The organism is Shimia sp. SK013, from assembly GCF_001292625.1.
GTDB lineage: Bacteria > Pseudomonadota > Alphaproteobacteria > Rhodobacterales > Rhodobacteraceae > Shimia.
In genome coordinates this window covers 41,857-60,533 of the sequence record NZ_LAJH01000010.1, presented here as the reverse complement: position 1 = coordinate 60,533, position 18,677 = coordinate 41,857, and the positions used below count along the sequence as shown (strand labels likewise).

Genomic DNA, 18,677 nt, shown 5'->3' with positions numbered 1-18,677 from the left:
CTCAAGCCTTCTTGGTTTTGCGCATCCGGCGCAGGTAATACAGGGTCATGGCCACCCAGACAATCGCTAGTCCGTACCAGGTGACCACATAACCCAAGTGATCATTGGGAATGCCTGACGTGTCGACCGGCAACGGCGTCACGCTTGGGCCGTTTTCCGACACTTTGTATGTCGCCTCGCGGACCACGATCAACACCGGCTCAGTCTTCAGAACAGCCGCCATGTCACCCACATCACGGGCAAACCAGATGTTCTCCGAGACATCATTTTCCGGCGTAAACCCGTCGCGTTCCTGAGGCCATTGCAAATTGCCCACCAGAGTCGCGGAGTGCGGCGCGCGCGTGATGTCTTTGTTCTCGGTTTTGATCCACCCACGATCGGCCAATATACGGCGCCCGCCCTCGGTTTCAAACGCAGTGACCACCCGATAGATCGCGCCCACATCGCGGGTGCTGGCGAGCACGTGTATTTCCTGATCTGTCACATGGCCGGACACCACAACTGGCAGATAGGTATCCAATTCAGGATTTGGCCGCTCCGGCAATGCCACTGGCTCCGCAGCGATGCGCGCGTTGATATCGGCCAACACGCCCTCTTTCCACGCCAACCGCTGCAACTGCCACGTGCCAAGCCACACCAGTACCACGGTGCCGAGGATGCCAAAGAACAAAGGCAGGATCAGACGGCGCAAAGACAGGCCCTTTCATAACGAAATCGCGGCGAGGAGGCCCCCGCCGCGATCTGCTTTAAATCTCATTGGTCCTGCGGGATCAACCGTTCATCAGACCCAATCTGCGGGCTTTACTGACCCCAGATATAGATCGCTGCAAAGAGGAACAGCCAAACCACATCCACAAAGTGCCAGTACCAAGCCGCGGCTTCGAAACCGATGTGCTTTTCTTGGGTAAAGTGGCCCTTCATCAAGCGGATCAAGCAGACCAGCAGGAAGATTGTGCCGATCACCACGTGGAAGCCGTGGAAGCCCGTCGCCATAAAGAACGAGGCGCCATAGATGTTGCCAGCAAAACCAAAGGCCGCATGGCTGTATTCGTAGGCTTGGAAGTATGTGAACAGCAGACCCAGAAGAACAGCAATGATCAGACCGTGCTTCATGTCTTTGCGGTTGTTCTCATGTGCCAGCGCGTGGTGCGCCCAAGTTGCAGCACAGCCCGACAGCAGCAGGATAAGCGTGTTGATCAGCGGCAGGTGCCAGGGATCAAACGTCTCAATGCCCACCGGTGGCCAAACGCCATCCACAGCTGGGCTTTCCGGACCCATCGGATACATGGCGTGTTTGAAGAAGGTCCAGAACCACGCGGCAAAGAACATAACTTCGGACATGATGAACAGGATCACGCCATAGCGCAGACCGATCTGCACCACCGGAGTGTGATCGCCAATCTGGCTTTCGGCAACGACGTCGGCCCACCAGCCAAACATAACATAAAGGACGCCAATAAGGCCCATCAGGAATATCCAAGGACCGCTATCGTGCATCCACAGCACAGCGCCAAACAGCATGACAAAACCGCCGAGCGCGCCAAGCAGCGGCCATGCGGAGGGGTTCAGAATGTGATAGTCGTGATTTTTAGCATGCGCCATGTTCGGTCCCTCGTTTCCCTCGTTGGAAGGCGTATTTTTAATTTACGTCTTTGTTGGTTGCTTGCGTCAAGGAGGCGGTCTCCTCGGGCAGCTCGATTTCATAGAATGTGTAACCCAGCGTGATCACCTTGACGTATTTTGCGTCACGGTCTTCGACAATTTCGGGATCCACGTAAAAGCTTACGGGCATAGTCACCCGCTCACCCGGTTGCAGCAGCTGCTCTTCAAAGCAGAAACAGTCGATCTTGGTGAAAAACCCACCCGCATCATATGGCACCACGTTATAGCTCGCGCTGCCCGCCACTGGCCGGTCGGTCGGATTGTACGCCTCGTAAAAGGCCAAGCCTGTTTCTCCAATGCGCACTTCCATCTCGCGCTGCAGGGGTTTGAAAACCCACGGCATATCCCGCTCGATCGAGGCGTCAAATCGGATTTTGATGGTCTTTTCCAGAATGGTGTCGCTGCCAGCATCCGCAGAGTTCGTCACCCCGCCAAAGCCAGTCACACGACAAAACCAGTCATAAAACGGCACCGACGCCCATGCGAGCGCGCCCATCAAGACAACCACGCTCAGGGTCTGTGCCAAAGTTTTATGTTTGGGATCCATCGCCATCAGCGTTCGACACTCGCGTTTTCCGGCTCATAGTCGCCACGCGTGATCTTCACATAGGTCAATCCGAACACGATGAAGATAAAGCTCGTCAGCACAAGCGCCACGCCAAGGTTACGACCAAAGCGACGTTTGTGAAGCTCATGAGGTTCGCGAAAACTCATCTTACCAGCCTCCAAAGCCATATGGCGCCATCAGGGCTTCTGCCAGAATCGCGCCGAAATGTAGGAACAAATACACCAGCGACAGCGCAAAGAACGCTTTTTCACGTTTGTATCCGTCAGCTTCCGCGACCGTTTCATCGCGGCGCCAGATCGACACGGCGCCGAGAACGAACAAGCCGTTTAGCACCAGAGCCGTCGTTAGGTAAATCGGGCCACCCACGCCGGTGAACGCCATGCCAATTGCAATGGCGGCCAGCAAAAGTGTGTAAACCAGAATGTGATTGCGGGTCACACGGCGACCGTGGGTCACGTGCAACATCGGCACGCCCGCGTCCTTGTAGTCGGACTTCATGAACAGGCACAGTGCCCAGAAGTGCGGCGGTGTCCACATGAAGGTCAACGTGAACATCAGAACCGATTCAATTGCGACGCCACCCGTGACAGCCGCCCAACCAATCATCGGAGGGAAAGCGCCCGCCGCGCCACCAATCACGATGTTCTGCGGCGTCCAGCGCTTGAGCCACATCGTATAGATCACGGCGTAGAAAAAGATCGTAAAGGCCAGCAGTCCGGCAGCAACCCAATTGGTGGCCAGCCCGAGCATCACGACAGAGAAGCCTGACAGTGCCACGCCAATCGCCAGAGCTTCGTCGCGTTGCACTTTGCCAGCCGGGATGGGCCGGCCCTGTGTGCGCTTCATCACTTGATCGATGTCGCTGTCAAACCACATGTTCAGCGCGCCGGAGGCACCGCCGCCCACCGCAATAAACAGAATGGCACAAAAGGCTTCAAACGGATGCAGGCTGCCCGGTGCAGCCAACAGGCCAACAGCAGCCGTGAACACCACCAATGACATCACGCGCGGCTTCAGCAAGGCGAAATAGTCGCCAAAGCTAGCTTCACCTGTGTTGGCTTGCGTATTGATGCTTGCGTCGCTCATGGTCTTCCTTATCGCAAAGGCGGGCTCCAGCCCGCCCTTATCGTAAACTGATGAACGAGGCCCTTGGCCCCGCCAATTTGTTAGTCAGCCGCAGCCACTTTGACGGCCGGAATCGTGGACATATCGCCCGCATACTCTTCGATCGCGCCTTTCAGCCAAGCGTTGTATTTCTCTTCCGAGACAACTTCGACCGTGATCGGCATATAAGCGTGGTCCTTGCCGCAAAGCTCGGAGCACTGACCAAAGTACACGCCTTCACGCTCGGCTTTGAACCAAAGCTGCGCGATGCGGCCCGGTACGGCATCTTGTTTTACGCCAAAGGACGGGATGGTCCAGCTGTGGATCACGTCGGCACCGGTCACGTCCATCACAATGGTTTTGCCAACAGGCACAACAACGCGGGTATCGGTCGCGAGCAGGTACTCATCTGCGTTGTAGCCGTTCGCAGCCAGATCCTCTTTCGGCAGCAGGAAACTTTCGAATTCAAACTCGTGATCTGTATATTCATAACCCCAGTACCACTGATATCCGGTCACCTTGATGTGCACTTCGCCTTCGGGAATTTCCTGTTGATTGAACAGGACCGGCAGGCTGTTGGCACCGATGAACAGCAGGATCAGAATCGGCAAGACCGTCCAGGCAATTTCCAGCGTTGTGTGGTGCGTAAATTTGGATGGATTAGGGTTGGTCCGGCGGTTGTAGCGGATCATGACCCAAATCATCAAACCGGTCACAAACACCACGATAAGAGTGATGATTACCAGAATCAGCCAGTCGAGGCGGTGGATTTGGGTGGCCAGTTCAGTGGCCGCAGGTTGGAACCCCGTGCCTTTGGGCTCAGGTTTGCCGAGGTGTTCAGCTGCCTGAGCAATGGCTGGTACGGCGGTTACTGCTGCCATAAGGCCCAGAAATGTCGATAGAATTCGCATGGGTCACCCTGATCGGTTGCGGTGTTGTTTTTGTTCAGATTCGCGCGACTGCCGTATGTTCGGCGGAATCCCGCTGTTGTTTCGCGCCTAGAAACCATATTCTTGCGCCTAGATAAAGATCGAAGCTTGCGGCGAACCGTCGCTTTTTTGATTTAGATCAAAACTTGAGTGAGCAAAGCCCAAATGACCCACACCCCTTTTCGTCCGTTTGAAACCTCAATTGAAGAGGCCGCAGCCCTGCGCTTGCTGCGTCAGGCCACCGATGGCGCGGAGGACGGCGATCTGTTCCTTGAGCGCCGCAGTTCCGAGGCGCTGGTGTTTGATGACGGCCGTCTCAAAACGTCCAGCTTTGATGCAGCACAAGGGTTTGGCTTGCGCGCAGTCAACGGCGAAGTCTCGGGCTTCGCGCATTCTTCCGAGATTTCCGAAGCAGCTATCGCCCGTGCGGTTCAGACAACCCGACTTGCAATTGCCGACGGCGGCGGCACTCTGGCAGAGAGCCCCCAGCCCACCAGCCGCAAGCTCTACACCGATGCTGACCCGATCAATGGCGTACCTTTTCCTGTAAAAATCGAGACATTGCGCGACATCGATGCCTTCACCCGCGATCTTGATGCCCGCGTCGTGCAGGTTTCCGCGATGCTGGCCGCGTCACATCAGGAAATTGTGATTCTTCGGCCCGACGGCACACTTATTACTGACGTGCGCCCAATGACTCGGGTGAACGTTTCGGTGATCGTCGAAAAGAACGGCCGCCGCGAATCCGGGTCTGCCGGCGGCGGTGGCCGCATTGGCCTTGACGGCCTGTTGGATCCTGTCGATTGGCAAGCCAAAGCCCGCGAAGCACTGCGCATTGCGCTGGTTAACCTTGAGGCGGTCCCTGCCCCGGCTGGCCCTATGGAAGTTGTGCTTGGCCCTGGCTGGCCCGGTATCTTGTTGCATGAGGCTGTAGGGCATGGTCTCGAAGGCGATTTCAATCGCAAGGGTACCTCAAAGTTCGCCAACCAGATCGGCCAGCAAGTCGCCGCGCGGGGTGTGACTGTTGTTGACGACGGCACCATTCCGGACCGACGCGGCAGCATCTCCATTGACGACGAAGGGACGCCTTCGGCCAAAAACACCCTGATCGAAGACGGCATTCTTGTGGGCTACATGCAAGACCGTCAAAACGCCCGCCTTATGGGCGTCGCCCCCACCGGAAACGGACGTCGCGAAAGCTATGCGCACGCGCCGATGCCGCGCATGACCAACACGTACATGCAAGGCGGCACCGCCGATCCTGCCGACCTTGTAAGCTCGCTCAAAGACGGCATCTACGCGGTTGGCTTTGGTGGCGGACAGGTCGATATCACCAATGGCAAATTTGTATTTTCTTGCACCGAGGCCTATCGCGTTGAAAACGGCAAGGTGGGGGCGCCCGTAAAGGGCGCGACACTGATTGGCGACGGGGCCACGGCGATGATGCAGATCAAAGGGCTGGGCAATGACATGGCGTTGGATCCGGGAATGGGAAACTGCGGCAAGGCTGGCCAATGGGTGCCGGTTGGGGTCGGACAACCCACGGTGCTGATGGATGGGCTGACAGTTGGCGGCTCGGCCACCTGATCCCGATTTTCGCGGCGCGGCGCCCCTGCGCCGCGCACAAGCTTGGTTAACAAATCAAATACGTATTCTTGAAAGCCCCCTTAAATTTACCTGTCATTAACCAGATTCGCCCTAACGTTGTATTGCAATGAGACGGAGCCGAGGATGACAGAGGATCGCACTTCTTCCACTCACCCCCAACTCCCACCCACCATGGAAGATGAGAGATTTTTCCGGCTCCGCCTCTTGCGCTCCCGACGTGTCGGTCCCGTTACCTTTCACCGTTTGCTCGCCGAACATGGCAGCGCCAAAGCTGCGCTTGAGTCTTTGCCTGAAGTGGCGCGGGCGGCGGGTGTAAAGGACTACAGCCCCTGCAGCGATGAGGTCGCCACACAGGAAATTGTGGCCGCCCGAGCTGTCAAAGCGCGCGCCGTGTTTTTCGATGAACCTGCCTACCCCACCAGTCTCGCCTCCATCGCTGACGCGCCGCCAATGCTTTGGCTGCGCGGCGACGCACAGCTGTTGCAAAAGCCGATGGTCGCTCTGGTGGGCGCCCGCAACGCATCTACTTTGGGTGCCCGCATGACCCGAGCACTTGGTCGGGAATTGGCTGAGGCTGGCTTTGTAATTGTTTCAGGTTTCGCACGTGGAATCGATGCTGCCGCCCACAGCGCCGCCCTTCAATCCGGCACCATTGCCGTTTTTGCTGGCGGGGTGGACATAATGTATCCGCCCGAAAATGCCCAACTTGGCCAGGACATCATCAAGCAAGGCCTGTGCCTTTCTGAGCACCCCCCTGGTCTCGCCCCCCGTGCCCGACACTTCCCGGCCCGCAACCGGATAGTCTCGGGCCTCGCCCGTGCAGTTGTGGTGATCGAAGCTGCGGCAAAATCCGGCAGTCTGATCACTGCACGCACCGCGCTTGATCAAGGGCGTGACGTACTGGCCGTGCCCGGCCATCCGTTTGATGCCCGCGCTTCGGGCTGCAACATCCTGATCCGCGATGGTGCACCTTTAGTGCGCAATGCGCAGGACGTTATTGACGCGCTCAGCCCCAGCGCAGACGACACTCAGGCGCAGCAGCCCCTTCCGCTGGAAGAGCCTGCGCCAACGCTGCGCTCAAAACGTACACTGCGCGAAACACATGCCGTGCACATGATGATCCTTGACCGTCTTGGACCAACCCCTGTGGCCGAGGACCAGCTGATCCGCGACATCAAAGCAGAAGCCGCCGATGTGACCCCTGCCCTGTTGGATCTTGAGATGGATGGCCGCATCACTCGCCAATCCGGCGGGCTGTTGTCCAAGGTGTAGGAGCGCAGCCATGTATGGCGGCATCTCCTAAATGTGCGCCAATTTCCGCACCACTCACCGCCCAACTCAAGGTTTTTTGCGTCTTCCGCCAAGCGATTTTCCGCGATGCATTGACAATCCCCCCTTTCGCCCCACATTTTTCGCGGCCATATAGCTCGCTCTGAGTCGAGAGGAATTTTTATGCCAGTTGTCGTCGTCGAATCCCCGGCCAAAGCCAAAACAATCAACAAGTATCTGGGCTCCGACTACACCGTACTTGCCTCTTACGGCCACGTGCGAGACCTGCCCGCAAAAAACGGTTCAGTCGATCCTGACGCGGACTTCGATATGTTGTGGGAGATCGGCAACGACTCACGCAAGCATGTCAAAGCCATCGCCGATGCGCTCAAAGACGACAACGAACTGATCCTCGCAACCGACCCCGATCGCGAAGGCGAAGCCATCAGCTGGCACCTTGAAGAAGCGCTGCGCAAACGCCGTGCTATCAAGAAAGACACCCCTGTCAGCCGCGTGGTTTTCAACGCCATCACCAAAGCCGCAGTTACCGAAGCGATGCAAAACCCGCGCCAAGTGGACCAGCCGCTTGTCGACGCCTACCTTGCCCGCCGCGCGCTGGACTATCTCGTAGGCTTTAACCTGTCGCCCGTCTTGTGGCGCAAACTGCCTGGCGCGCGCTCCGCGGGCCGTGTGCAATCGGTCTGCTTACGTTTGATCGTTGAACGCGAGACCGAGATCGAAGCCTTCAACGCCCGTGAATACTGGTCCGTCAAAGCTCTGCTGGCGACTCCGCGCGGCAAAGAGTTCGAAGCCCGCCTGACGGTTATGGGCGGCCAAAAGCTCGACAAGTTCTCGCTTGAGAACTCTACCGCCGCCGAATTGGCGCAGCAGGCCATCCAAAGCCGCACACTGTCCGTGGCTCGGGTCGAGGCAAAACCCGCCTCGCGCAACCCGTCCGCCCCCTTCATGACCTCAACTCTGCAACAAGAGGCCAGCCGCAAATTCGGCATGGGCGCCAAACATTGCATGAGCACAGCGCAGCGCCTCTATGAGGCAGGCTACATCACCTACATGCGGACCGATGGTATCGACATGGCCCCCGAGGCCGTCGCCGAGGCGCGCGACACCATTGCGGCACTTTATGGTCCCGAATACGTTCCCGAAAAACCGCGTATTTACAAAAACAAAGCCAAGAATGCTCAAGAAGCACACGAATGTATCCGCCCCACAGAAATGATGCGCAAAACGGCCGACCTCAAGGTCTCTGAGGAAGATCAGCGCAAGCTTTATGATCTGATCTGGAAACGCACGCTGGCCTGCCAGATGGAAGGCGCCCGCATGGAGCGTACAACCGTCGACATCGCCTCTGACGACGCCCAGATTGAACTGCGCGCCACCGGTCAGGTGGTGATGTTTGACGGATTTATGCGCGTATATGAAGAAGGCCGCGACGATCAGGTTGTGGATGACGACGACGGCAAGCGTTTGCCCCAGATCATGCAGGGCGAAGCGATGGACAAACGGTCTGTCTCGCCCGAGCAACATTTCACCCAGCCGCCGCCCCGCTACACCGAGGCGACACTCGTCAAACGCATGGAAGAACTCGGCATTGGCCGCCCATCGACCTATGCCTCGGTTATCACGACCATTCAGGACCGCGAATACGTCCGCAAAGAACAAAACCGCCTCTTCCCAGAGGACAAAGGCCGGATCGTCACGATCTTCTTGGTCAACTTCTTCCGCCAATATGTTGGCTACGAGTTCACCGCCAACCTCGAAGAAGAACTTGATGACGTGTCCGCAGGCGAGCGCGACTACAAAACCGTTCTGTCGCGCTTCTGGAAAGACTTCTCTGCCGCGATTGCCGAAACCAGCGATCTTCGGATTTCCGAAGTGCTCGACATTCTGGACGAAGCACTTGCACCGCAACTGTATCCGACACGCGAAGATGGCACTGACCCGCGGGTCTGCCCGAAGTGTGGCGCGGGCCAATTGCATCTGAAAACCTCGCGCACTGGCGGCTTTGTCGGCTGCGGCAACTATCCGGAATGCAACTATACGCGCCCGATCTCGGGAGAAGGCGCAGAAGGATACGAAAAGGTTCTTGGCGAGGATGCCGGCGACGAAATCCACCTGAAATCCGGCCGTTTTGGTCCGTATGTTCAGCGCGGCGAAGCCACACCGGAAAACAAGAAACCGCCACGGTCGTCGCTGCCAAAACAGGGCAAAGATTTCCTGCCTGGCTGGGGGCCCAATGAGGTCACGTTGGAACAGGCCGTTACCTTGCTGACCCTTCCTCGCGAAATCGGCGTCCATCCAGATGGCGGCGCGATCGCATCCAACTTGGGTCGCTTTGGTCCCTATGTCATGCATCAGTTGCCCGATGAGGAAAAACCGGTCTACGCCAACCTCAAGGAAACGCTGGACGTCTTTGAAATCGGTATGAACCGTGCGATGGAAATGATCACCGAGAAGCGCAACAACCCCGGCCGAGGCCGCCGCGCCGCTGCCAAAGCCTTGCGTGAATTGGGCGAACACCCCGATGCAGGTGGTCCGGTCAATATCATGGACGGCCGTTATGGTGCCTATGTGAAATGGGACAAAGTCAACGCCACGATCCCCAAAGAGGTCGAGGTCAAGGACGTGACCATGGAACAGGCTGTGGAATGGATTGCGGAAAAGGCCGGCAAGAAACCCGCCAAGAAAAAAGCGGCCCCCAAGAAAAAAACCGCGGCCAAAAAACCGGCAGCCAAGAAAAAAGCCCCTGCCAAAAAGGCCGCTCCCTAGAAAACCGCTGACGAGTAAGCGGCAATCCGCGCACATCTGAGGGGTTTGGTCCTGCCAGACCTCTCAAACCAGTCGATCAACGGCTTGTGAATTGCGCTTTAACGTTTTGGTCCCCAGATACTTGCAAAATCGAGCAAAAACGGACCAAACCATGCCTTTCAACAAACTGCCGCGTCGCGCCTTTCTGGCTGCGCTCCCTGCTCTGTGCCTGACCGCGCGCATCGGTTCCGCCCAAGAGACCACGCCGCAACCGGCCCCTGCTCTGCGCAACATTTCCAGTTTTTCGAAACAGGATTGGCGCACACATTTTGACGATCTTGGCGTTGCGACCATCGTGGCCGACACCACATCCCGCGCGCTGCATTTCTGGAGCGGTGACGGTGCAGATTATCGTGTGTTCCCCACCTCTGTGCCTATGTCCGAAGATCTCACAAAACGTGGCTACACCGAAATCATTCGCAAACGCGTCGGCCCAGACTGGACGCCCACGCCAAGCATGGTCGAACGCAATCCAGACCTGAAATACATGCCTCCCGGCCCGGACAATCCGCTTGGTACACACGCCATGTATCTTGGTTGGCCCGCCTACTTGATCCACGGCACCCACGACACACGCAAAATCGGACGCCGCAGCTCGGACGGCTGCATCGGGCTTTATAATCCCTCCATCGAGGACCTCTTCGCGGTCTGCCCCGTCGGCACGCAGGTCCGGATCATCTGACGCGCCCGTAGTAATACCTTGCTGCCCCCGTCAACATTGACTTGCGACTGCCCTAAGGTCACAACTCGCGGCAATTCCGATATTAAGGGGAGAGATCCATGAAAAAGGTATATGCAAATGCCGCAGACGCGCTTGAAGGCGTGCTCAGCGACGGCATGTTCATTGCCTCCGGCGGCTTCGGCCTCTGCGGCATTCCAGAGCTTCTGCTGGACGCCATCCGCGACAGCGGCGTCAAAGACCTGACGTTTGCTTCCAACAATGCGGGCGTCGACGACTTCGGCATCGGCATCTTGCTGCAGACCAAACAGGTCAAAAAGATGATCAGCTCTTACGTGGGCGAAAACGCAGAATTCATGCGTCAGTACCTTTCGGGCGAGCTTGAACTCGAGTTCAACCCCCAAGGCACATTGGCCGAGCGTATGCGCGCTGGCGGCGCGGGCATTCCGGGCTTTTTCACAAAAACCGGCGTCGGCACTGTGATCGCCGAGGGCAAGTTTGAAAAGCAATTCCCCACCGGACCTGACGGTGCGATGGAAGATTACATCATGGAAGAAGGCATGTTTGCTGATCTCGCCATCGTTAAGGCGTGGAAAGCGGATGAAACCGGCAACCTTGTGTTCCGCAAAACCGCCCGCAACTTCAATGCCCCTGCCGCGACTTGCGGCAAGATCTGCATCGCCGAGGTCGAGGAAATCGTGCCCACAGGCTCGCTTGATCCGGACGCAATCCACCTGCCCGGCATCTATGTGAACCGCATCATCCAGGGCGATCACGAGAAACGTATTGAGCAGCGCACCGTGCGTGCGAAGGAGGCGTAATCATGGCTTGGGATCGCAATCAAATGGCGGCACGCGCCGCTCAAGAACTGCAAGACGGCTGGTATGTAAACCTCGGCATCGGCATCCCGACGCTGGTCAGCAACTACATCCCCGAAGGTGTTGAAGTTACACTGCAATCTGAAAACGGCATGCTGGGCATGGGCCCTTTCCCGATTGAAGGGGACGAGGACGCCGACTTGATCAACGCAGGCAAGCAGACAATCACTGAACTGCCGCAAACAGCCTATTTTGACAGCGCGCAATCGTTCGCGATGATCCGTGGCGGCAAGATCGCGATGGCCATCCTTGGCGCGATGGAAGTGGCCGAAAACGGCGATCTCGCCAACTGGATGATCCCCGGCAAGCTGGTCAAAGGCATGGGCGGCGCGATGGATCTGGTGGCCGGTGTGGGCCGTGTGGTTGTGGTGATGGACCACGCCAACAAACATGGCGTTTCCAAGGTTCTCAAGGAATGCACGCTGCCCCTGACCGGCAAAGGTGTTGTTGATCGCATCATTACCAACCTTGGCGTGATGGACGTGGTCGAGGGCGGCCTGACGCTGGTGGAACTGGCAGATGGCGTCTCCGACGAGGAGTTCCGCGCAGCGACTGAAGCGACCTTGGTCAACTAAAACAAAACTCATCGATCAAAACAGGCCCTTCAGTTTTCTGGGGGGCCATTTTTTTGGTCTGAACCTCGAAATTCCGCAAAATTTTTCAATCAAATTTATCGACTTTCCGAAGCGCCGGCAGCGCGTGGATAACGTTTCCTTAGGACAGTGATGGTGAAAACTACCAAATAATACGACCAACAAGGAATACCTCATGTTCAAATCCATGCCCGTCTTTGCCGCCGCTATAGCAGCCATCGCCACAACGACGGCACAGGCCGAAACCGTAAAACTGACAACTCTGGAATGGCCACCCTACGTCAACGCTGACACCACAGGATCCAGCACGGACGCGGTCAAATCCGCCTTTGCGGCATCCGGTGTAACGGCAGAAGTTCAGGTTTTCCCATGGAACCGCGCCGTGAACCTTGCGGCCAAAGACCCCGCGTGGATTGGCCTATATCCAGAGTATTACGATGCGGGCGCCGACGCGGAAAAAGACGGAGACCGGTGTGTGTATTCCGCCCCCTTTGGCACCAGCCCAGTCGGATTTGTGCACCGAAAGGACAATGCTTTTGATTGGTCTTCCCACGAAGATCTCGCCAACTACCGTATCGGCGTCGTGCAGGGCTACATCAACGAAGCCAAATTCGACGGTATGATCGCAGATGGCACTCTCAAAGTTGACGAGGGTCCGACCGATGCCTCAAACGTGGAAAAAGTTGCCGCCGGTCGCATGGATGCCGCCGTTATCGACCGCAACGTGTTTGAAAACCTTGTCGCCACAGAACCGCGCCTGACCGACGTCGCAGGCGAGCTGACCTTCCACGCCACCGATCTGGCCAACCACAACCTGCTGGTCTGCTTCGAAAATTCCGACCAAGGCCACGCAGCGCGCGACACTTTCAACGCTGGCCTTTAACTCCGATCACAACCGCATCAGAAGGGCGCCCCATGCGGGCGTCCTTTTTCTTTGCACCTTCCTCTTTGGCCCGCGCTGTGCCAAACACTTGGCCCATGGACCAATACGCCCTCGCCTTTGATCACGCCCCTGTGGGTCTCATCCTTCTGGAAAACCGCGTTATCCGTCGCGCAAACCCGCGGTTTGGCGAAATGTTCAACCTGATACCTGAAGCCTGCGCGGGCTTGCCGATCGCCGAAATCTACGCATCGGAGGAAGACTTCCAGACTATCGGCGCCAAGGTGTATGCCGCCATCCGTGACACCGGGCGCTACTCTGACGAGCGGATTATGAAACGTTCAAACGGATCGCTTTTCTGGTGCCGCGTCCGCGGTCAGGCCGCCACCACCGACACGCCCGAAACTCCCTTTAGCACCTCGGTCTGGTCCTTTGCCGATCTTTCCGAAGACCGCCCCATCGTCGCGCTGACACAAAGGGAACGCGAAGTGGCAATTCTCACATGCCGTGGCCTGACTTCCAAAGAAATTGGTCTGGACTTGAACCTCAGTTATCGCACCGTAGAAGAATATCGCGCCCGACTGCTGCGCAAATTCGGGGCACGAAAGCTGGCTGAACTGGTCGCCAAACTCTCCGGTATGCCTCTTTAAGTCCGCCACACTGGGCATCTGCGGGTAGCGCCCGCAGCCGACATGCAGTTCGGCTTTCCTAAGGGCAGTTTTTGACCTATAAGCCCCCTTTAGGGAAAACCAAAAAGACTCAACCGCGCAGCGCGTGCAGAGGATAGAAAACGAAAAATGAGCAAAAAGAACCACGATTCCGACGTCGCCTTCATTCAGGCTCTGGCAGAACTGCTTCGTGAAAACGATCTGACCGAACTTGAGGTCATGCGTGAATATGGCGAAGATGACAGCCTTAACGTGCGCGTCAGCCGCCAAAAGCAGATCGCAGCCGCGCCTCTACAGGCGCCCGTCGCTGCAGCTCCGGCAGCCGTGGCTGCTGCTCCTGAAGACGTTGCCGCACCGGCCACCAGCGCTGAAGCCGATCCAGCCAGCCATCCTGGCGCTGTGACCTCGCCGATGGTTGGCACGGTCTACCTTCAGGCCGAACCTGGCGCGCCGTCCTTTGTGTCTGCTGGCCAGACTGTATCTGAGGGCGACACGCTGCTGATCGTTGAAGCTATGAAGACCATGAACCATATTCCGGCGCCAAAATCCGGCACCGTGACCCGAGTACTGGTCGGAGACGGCGACACTGTCGAATATGGCGCACCTCTGGTTATCATCGAATAAGGCGCTGATATGTTTAATAAAATCCTGATCGCAAACCGCGGAGAGATCGCATTACGTGTGATCCGTGCGGCCCGCGAAATGGGCATTGGATCGGTTGCTGTACATTCCACGGCCGATTCCGATGCGATGCATGTACGGATGGCCGATGAGGCAATCTGTATCGGTCCGGCACCGGGCACTGACAGCTATCTCAACAAGGCCGCCGTGATTGCGGCTTGCGAAGTCACAGGCGCGCAAGCAATCCACCCCGGCTATGGGTTTCTGTCTGAAAACGCAGAATTTGTGCAGATGGTCGAAGACCACGGTCTGACCTTTATCGGCCCAACTGCACAGCACATCCGAACGATGGGTGACAAAATCACCGCCAAAGACACGATGCTCAAACTGGGCGTGCCTTGTGTGCCCGGCTCCGAGGGTGGCGTGCCTGATCTGGACGCTGCCAAAAAAATTGGCCAGGAAATGGGCTATCCGGTCATCATCAAGGCCACCGCCGGTGGTGGTGGGCGTGGCATGAAAGTGGCGCAAACCGCCGCCGACATGGAAAGCGCCTTTATGACCGCACGCGCCGAGGGCAAATCCAACTTCGGCAATGACGAGGTCTATATTGAAAAATATCTGACCACACCGCGCCACATAGAAATTCAGGTCTTTGGCGACGGCAAAGGCAACGCGGTGCATCTGGGCGAACGCGACTGCTCTTTGCAGCGCCGCCACCAGAAAGTGTTCGAAGAAGCCCCTGGCCCTTCGATCACCCCCGAGGAACGCGCCAAAATTGGCAAGGTCTGTGCGGATGCGGTTGCCAAGATCAACTACATCGGTGCCGGCACAATCGAATTCCTCTACGAGAACGGCGAGTTCTATTTCATCGAAATGAACACCCGCCTGCAGGTGGAGCATCCGGTGACCGAAGCCATCTTTGGCGTCGATCTGGTGCGCGAACAAATTCGCGTCGCCGAGGGGCTTCCAATGTCCTTTGGACAGGACGACCTGACCATCAATGGCCACGCCATTGAGGTTCGGATTAACGCCGAAAAGCTGCCAAACTTTACGCCCTGCCCGGGCAAGATCACCGCGTATCACGCGCCTGGTGGGCTTGGCGTGCGGATGGACAGCGCGCTCTACGACGGCTACTCGATCCCGCCCTATTACGACAGCTTGATCGGCAAACTGATCGTACACGGACGTGATCGCCCCGAAGCACTCGCGCGCCTCAACCGCGCTTTGGGCGAACTAATTGTCGACGGCATTGATACGACCACGCCGTTGTTTCACTTACTTCTGGCCGAGGCCGACGTCCAAACAGGGGATTACAATATCCACTGGCTGGAGAAGTGGCTCGACGCCAATATGGTCGAGGGCTGACCCATAGTGGGCGCGCATCATGGGTGAGTTAACACCCGACCTTTTGATGCGCGCCTATTCCATGGGCGTCTTTCCGATGTCTGAGCATCGCGATGATCCCGACATCTTTTGGGTAGACCCGATCCGGCGTGGAATATTTCCGCTCGACAGCTTTCACATCTCTCGCAGCCTCGCCCGCGCCATTCGCCGTGCAGACTATGTCGTCACACTCAGCCAAGATTTTGAGGGTGTGTTGGACGCCTGTGCCGACCGTTCTGAGACATGGATCAACGCTGAAATTCACCGCCTTTACATGGCCTTGCACGCCGGAGATAAAGCGCATTCCCTTGAAGTATGGCAAGATGGCGAACTGGCTGGCGGTGTCTATGGGGTTGTTCTCGGCGGGGCCTTTTTTGGCGAAAGCATGGTGTCTCGCCGAACAAACGGTTCCAAAATTGCGCTGGCCTATTTGATCACGCACCTGCGTCGCTCGGGCTTTACATTATTTGACACCCAGTTCATCACTGACCATCTCGCCTCATTGGGCGCGATCGAAATTCCACGTGCGGATTATCACAAATTGCTGACTTGGGCGATCCGGCAACACGCCGACATCACCGCTCAGTCGCTGCCGTCAGCCTCGGAAGTACTCGCCGCGTCCTGAGCCGCCTCCGACGTCTTGCAGCGCATCACCCACACGTCATAGCGCGCATGATCCAGCGCCATCAGCGCGGGGCTCGACGCAATCATCCAGCCTTGAAACAACGTATCCCCTTCGCCGCGGTCACCCATGATCGTGAGATAGGCATAGGCTTCACCCGTGGCATTGTCCGCAGGGTGGCGACACTGTGCCATATCCACCCGCAGCGGACCCATAAAGGTGGAATAACCATTCTCCAGTTCGAAATCCACGCGCTCGCCGGTCAGCTTGTCCAACCCACGCAACAACGCTCCTTCAGCCACCGTGGCAGCCACAACGGATTCGCTGGACACGTCGCCCAGCGTCTGTGGCGTTGACAGCGATTCAAATTCCAGCGGAGCGATCTCCAGCGTTTCGATCACAATGGTCTGTGCGCTCAAAGCCACCGGCATTATCGCTGCGCACGTTGCTGTCAGGAACCGCCGCATCACTCGTCACCACCGCTGACAAATTTCAACAACAGCGACACAAGGCTCACGGAACTCTGGGTATCTTCGATCTCATCGCCCGCTTCAAAGTTGAACGGCGACCCGCCAGGCAGGATTTCTACGAAATTGCCACCAAGCAACCCCTCGGAGCTGATCACCACCGCGCTGTCATCAGGCAGCTCAATATCTCCAGCGACAGAAAACTCCGTCAAAGCCCTAAATCTGGCCGGATCCAACGTGATGTCCGTAACCGTGCCAATTTTCACGCCCGCAAGGCGCACATCGGTGCCGACGCTGACGCCTTCCACAGACCGGAACGACGCCGTCAAATCATAGCTGTCACCGCCGCCGTCGCGCTCGGTGAACTGGGTCGCGTAAACTAGGAAACTTGCAGCGGCGACCAGAACGGCGGCACCAACAAGCGCTTCTGTGCGAACTGCCGACATGGGCTTACTCGGGGCTCCACGCCTCGTAGTCGCGGCGCTCTTTTGGCGCGCCACTCCCACGGATCGACCCAGAAGGTGCATAGGCCTCTGCCAAACCTGTCAGGTTTTCCTGATGCGGTTTTTCCCAGTCTTTGTGCGGCAAGGTCTTTTCAGACGGCACGTCCTTAAACGTATGGTGCAACCAACCGTGCCACTCGGCACTGATCCGGCTGGCTTCAACTTCGCCGTTGAACATCACCCATCGCTTGCTGTCTTCAGCATTCCGGTAGTACACGTTGCCGGCGGAATCCTCACCGACTTTTACACCCTTGCGACGGGTATAAAGCTTGGTGTTCAGTGTTCCGCCGTTCCACCAGGTCAGAACGCTGTTGATCGTGCTCAGAATGCCCATGGGTGCCTCCGCAAATTCTCTCTCCATATGAACCATTTGCCGCCAAAGGTCCAGTGCAGGCAAAGCTCAGGCGCCGTAACAAAACACCCATTTTTGCGAACTAGGCATCCAAGTCACCAATCTGTGCGAAGCTAGGGGATTCCTGAGGCCCTAGACATAGATTCGCGTTCATCGACCGCCCTGAATGCTCTTCAGCGCGCCACGGCCCGCCCACGCATCAAGATAAACAAGCCTGACAGCACAATAAGCCCGCAACCCAACCAGGTCGCCGCATCAAGTCGCTCCCCGAAAATAAACACCCCTAGCGCCACGCCAAATAGCAGCCGCGAGTACCGGAACGGTGTCACCGCCGAAACTTCACCCGTTCGCATCGCCTTCATCAGGGCGGTATAGGCAAACACGCCTGTCACAATCGCCGCGCCAAGGGCAATGCCACTTGTGCCTTCCAGTCGAACAAAAGGCTGCTGCTCATAGACAGAATACATCGCTCCTGCGGCAATCACGGTCAAAAACCCGTAAAGCCCCAACAAGATCGTGCTCAACTCTTTGGGCGCGGCACGGCTCGCCAAATCCCGCCCTGCAAAGCCCAACATGCCGGCAACCGCCAACAACGACAGCGCCGAGAAGCTGTCTCCGCCCGGCCGGATGATCACCACCACGCCAGCCAACCCGATACCAATCGCCACCCACCGGCGCCAGCCAACCCGCTCGCCAAAAATCACCGCTGCCGCGCCGACAACCACCAAAGGTGTGGCCTGTAAAATGACCGTGGCTGACGACAGTGGCGTCAACGCCAATGCGAGGAAATAGAAAAGCCGCCCGAAGACTTCGAAAAACACGCGCACCCGCACTGCTGGTGCGCGCGCTGCTGCAGGAAACAGGGCCAGGCCCTGTGCCTTGGCCAATGATGCGAAAATCGCGGCACCTCCCGCGCCAAAAATCACAAGGATCTGGCTCATCGGAATGCCTTGCGCCGCTCCTTTGATCAACGCGTCCTCCACGGCAAACAGCGCCATAGATGCCACCATCCACAGGCTGCCCAGCAGGTTCGCCTGCCTGTCTGTTGCGATGTGGTTAACCACC

At 57.4% G+C, this 18,677-nt stretch carries 21 protein-coding genes; 11 read left to right on the top strand and 10 right to left on the bottom strand.

What is annotated here, in order from left to right:
* Position 1 precedes the first annotated feature (1 nt).
* The 6 genes from SHIM_RS07885 to coxB form a co-directional block, all read right to left on the bottom strand.
* Positions 2-691: an SURF1 family protein gene (locus tag SHIM_RS07885; RefSeq protein ID WP_054002099.1), complete on the bottom strand. Its 690-nt coding sequence runs from the start codon at positions 689-691 to the stop codon at positions 2-4.
* A gap of 110 nt (positions 692-801) precedes the next feature.
* Positions 802-1,602, bottom strand: a complete 801-nt coding sequence (locus tag SHIM_RS07880) for a cytochrome c oxidase subunit 3 (RefSeq protein WP_054002098.1) — start codon at positions 1,600-1,602, stop codon at positions 802-804.
* A gap of 37 nt (positions 1,603-1,639) precedes the next feature.
* Positions 1,640-2,215, bottom strand: coding sequence for a cytochrome c oxidase assembly protein (locus SHIM_RS07875; RefSeq protein WP_054002097.1), 576 nt, complete (start codon positions 2,213-2,215; stop codon positions 1,640-1,642).
* The gene (locus tag SHIM_RS20380) at positions 2,215-2,376 is read right to left on the bottom strand and encodes a hypothetical protein (protein WP_193749886.1); all 162 of its coding nucleotides are present in this window, start codon (positions 2,374-2,376) and stop codon (positions 2,215-2,217) included. Before SHIM_RS20380 ends, SHIM_RS07875 begins: the two co-directional genes overlap by 1 nt.
* 1 nt (position 2,377) lies before the next feature.
* On the bottom strand, positions 2,378-3,316 hold the full coding sequence (gene cyoE / locus SHIM_RS07870) for a heme o synthase (protein ID WP_054002096.1): 939 nt from the start codon (positions 3,314-3,316) through the stop codon (positions 2,378-2,380).
* An 80-nt stretch (positions 3,317-3,396) separates the two neighbouring features.
* Positions 3,397-4,245 carry a cytochrome c oxidase subunit II gene (gene coxB / locus SHIM_RS07865; protein WP_054002095.1) on the bottom strand — a complete coding sequence of 283 codons (849 nt, stop codon included), beginning with the start codon at positions 4,243-4,245 and terminating at the stop codon, positions 3,397-3,399.
* A 183-nt stretch (positions 4,246-4,428) separates the two neighbouring features.
* Between coxB and tldD the strand changes: the two genes are divergently transcribed.
* From tldD to aat, 11 genes are all read left to right on the top strand, one after another.
* On the top strand, positions 4,429-5,850 hold the full coding sequence (tldD, locus tag SHIM_RS07860; protein ID WP_054002094.1) for a metalloprotease TldD: 1,422 nt from the start codon (positions 4,429-4,431) through the stop codon (positions 5,848-5,850).
* Between the two features lie 144 nt (positions 5,851-5,994).
* Positions 5,995-7,143 carry a DNA-processing protein DprA gene (dprA, locus tag SHIM_RS07855; RefSeq protein ID WP_054002093.1) on the top strand — a complete coding sequence of 383 codons (1,149 nt, stop codon included), beginning with the start codon at positions 5,995-5,997 and terminating at the stop codon, positions 7,141-7,143.
* A gap of 180 nt (positions 7,144-7,323) precedes the next feature.
* Positions 7,324-9,927 carry a type I DNA topoisomerase gene (topA, locus tag SHIM_RS07850; protein ID WP_054002092.1) on the top strand — a complete coding sequence of 868 codons (2,604 nt, stop codon included), beginning with the start codon at positions 7,324-7,326 and terminating at the stop codon, positions 9,925-9,927.
* A 151-nt stretch (positions 9,928-10,078) separates the two neighbouring features.
* Positions 10,079-10,648, top strand: coding sequence for a L,D-transpeptidase (locus SHIM_RS07845; RefSeq protein WP_082358326.1), 570 nt, complete (start codon positions 10,079-10,081; stop codon positions 10,646-10,648).
* A gap of 98 nt (positions 10,649-10,746) precedes the next feature.
* On the top strand, positions 10,747-11,466 hold the full coding sequence (locus tag SHIM_RS07840; protein WP_054002091.1) for a CoA transferase subunit A: 720 nt from the start codon (positions 10,747-10,749) through the stop codon (positions 11,464-11,466).
* Positions 11,467-11,468: 2 nt separating this feature from the next.
* A complete protein-coding gene (locus SHIM_RS07835; RefSeq protein ID WP_054002090.1) occupies positions 11,469-12,098 on the top strand; it encodes a 3-oxoacid CoA-transferase subunit B in 630 nt (209 codons plus the stop codon).
* Between the two features lie 193 nt (positions 12,099-12,291).
* Positions 12,292-12,999 (top strand): substrate-binding periplasmic protein, encoded by a 708-nt coding sequence (locus SHIM_RS07830; RefSeq protein ID WP_241488816.1) that lies wholly within the window; start codon positions 12,292-12,294, stop codon positions 12,997-12,999.
* Positions 13,000-13,094: 95 nt separating this feature from the next.
* Positions 13,095-13,646: a LuxR C-terminal-related transcriptional regulator gene (locus SHIM_RS07825; RefSeq protein WP_054002088.1), complete on the top strand. Its 552-nt coding sequence runs from the start codon at positions 13,095-13,097 to the stop codon at positions 13,644-13,646.
* Positions 13,647-13,793: 147 nt separating this feature from the next.
* Positions 13,794-14,288 (top strand): acetyl-CoA carboxylase biotin carboxyl carrier protein, encoded by a 495-nt coding sequence (accB, locus tag SHIM_RS07820; RefSeq protein WP_054002087.1) that lies wholly within the window; start codon positions 13,794-13,796, stop codon positions 14,286-14,288.
* A gap of 9 nt (positions 14,289-14,297) precedes the next feature.
* The gene (gene accC / locus SHIM_RS07815; protein WP_054002086.1) at positions 14,298-15,650 is read left to right on the top strand and encodes an acetyl-CoA carboxylase biotin carboxylase subunit; all 1,353 of its coding nucleotides are present in this window, start codon (positions 14,298-14,300) and stop codon (positions 15,648-15,650) included.
* A 19-nt stretch (positions 15,651-15,669) separates the two neighbouring features.
* On the top strand, positions 15,670-16,293 hold the full coding sequence (aat, locus tag SHIM_RS07810; protein ID WP_054002085.1) for a leucyl/phenylalanyl-tRNA--protein transferase: 624 nt from the start codon (positions 15,670-15,672) through the stop codon (positions 16,291-16,293).
* Here aat and SHIM_RS07805 read toward each other — a convergent pair.
* From SHIM_RS07805 to SHIM_RS07790, 4 genes are all read right to left on the bottom strand, one after another.
* Positions 16,251-16,709, bottom strand: a complete 459-nt coding sequence (locus SHIM_RS07805) for a DUF2155 domain-containing protein (RefSeq protein WP_241488815.1) — start codon at positions 16,707-16,709, stop codon at positions 16,251-16,253. The genes aat and SHIM_RS07805 overlap by 43 nt on opposite strands.
* A gap of 47 nt (positions 16,710-16,756) precedes the next feature.
* The gene (gene mlaD / locus SHIM_RS07800; protein WP_054002084.1) at positions 16,757-17,203 is read right to left on the bottom strand and encodes an outer membrane lipid asymmetry maintenance protein MlaD; all 447 of its coding nucleotides are present in this window, start codon (positions 17,201-17,203) and stop codon (positions 16,757-16,759) included.
* 4 nt (positions 17,204-17,207) lie between these two features.
* On the bottom strand, positions 17,208-17,594 hold the full coding sequence (locus SHIM_RS07795; RefSeq protein ID WP_054002083.1) for an NADH:ubiquinone oxidoreductase subunit NDUFA12: 387 nt from the start codon (positions 17,592-17,594) through the stop codon (positions 17,208-17,210).
* Positions 17,595-17,785: 191 nt separating this feature from the next.
* Positions 17,786-18,676, bottom strand: coding sequence for a DMT family transporter (locus SHIM_RS07790; RefSeq protein WP_241488814.1), 891 nt, complete (start codon positions 18,674-18,676; stop codon positions 17,786-17,788).
* Between the last annotated feature and the right edge of the window lies 1 nt (position 18,677).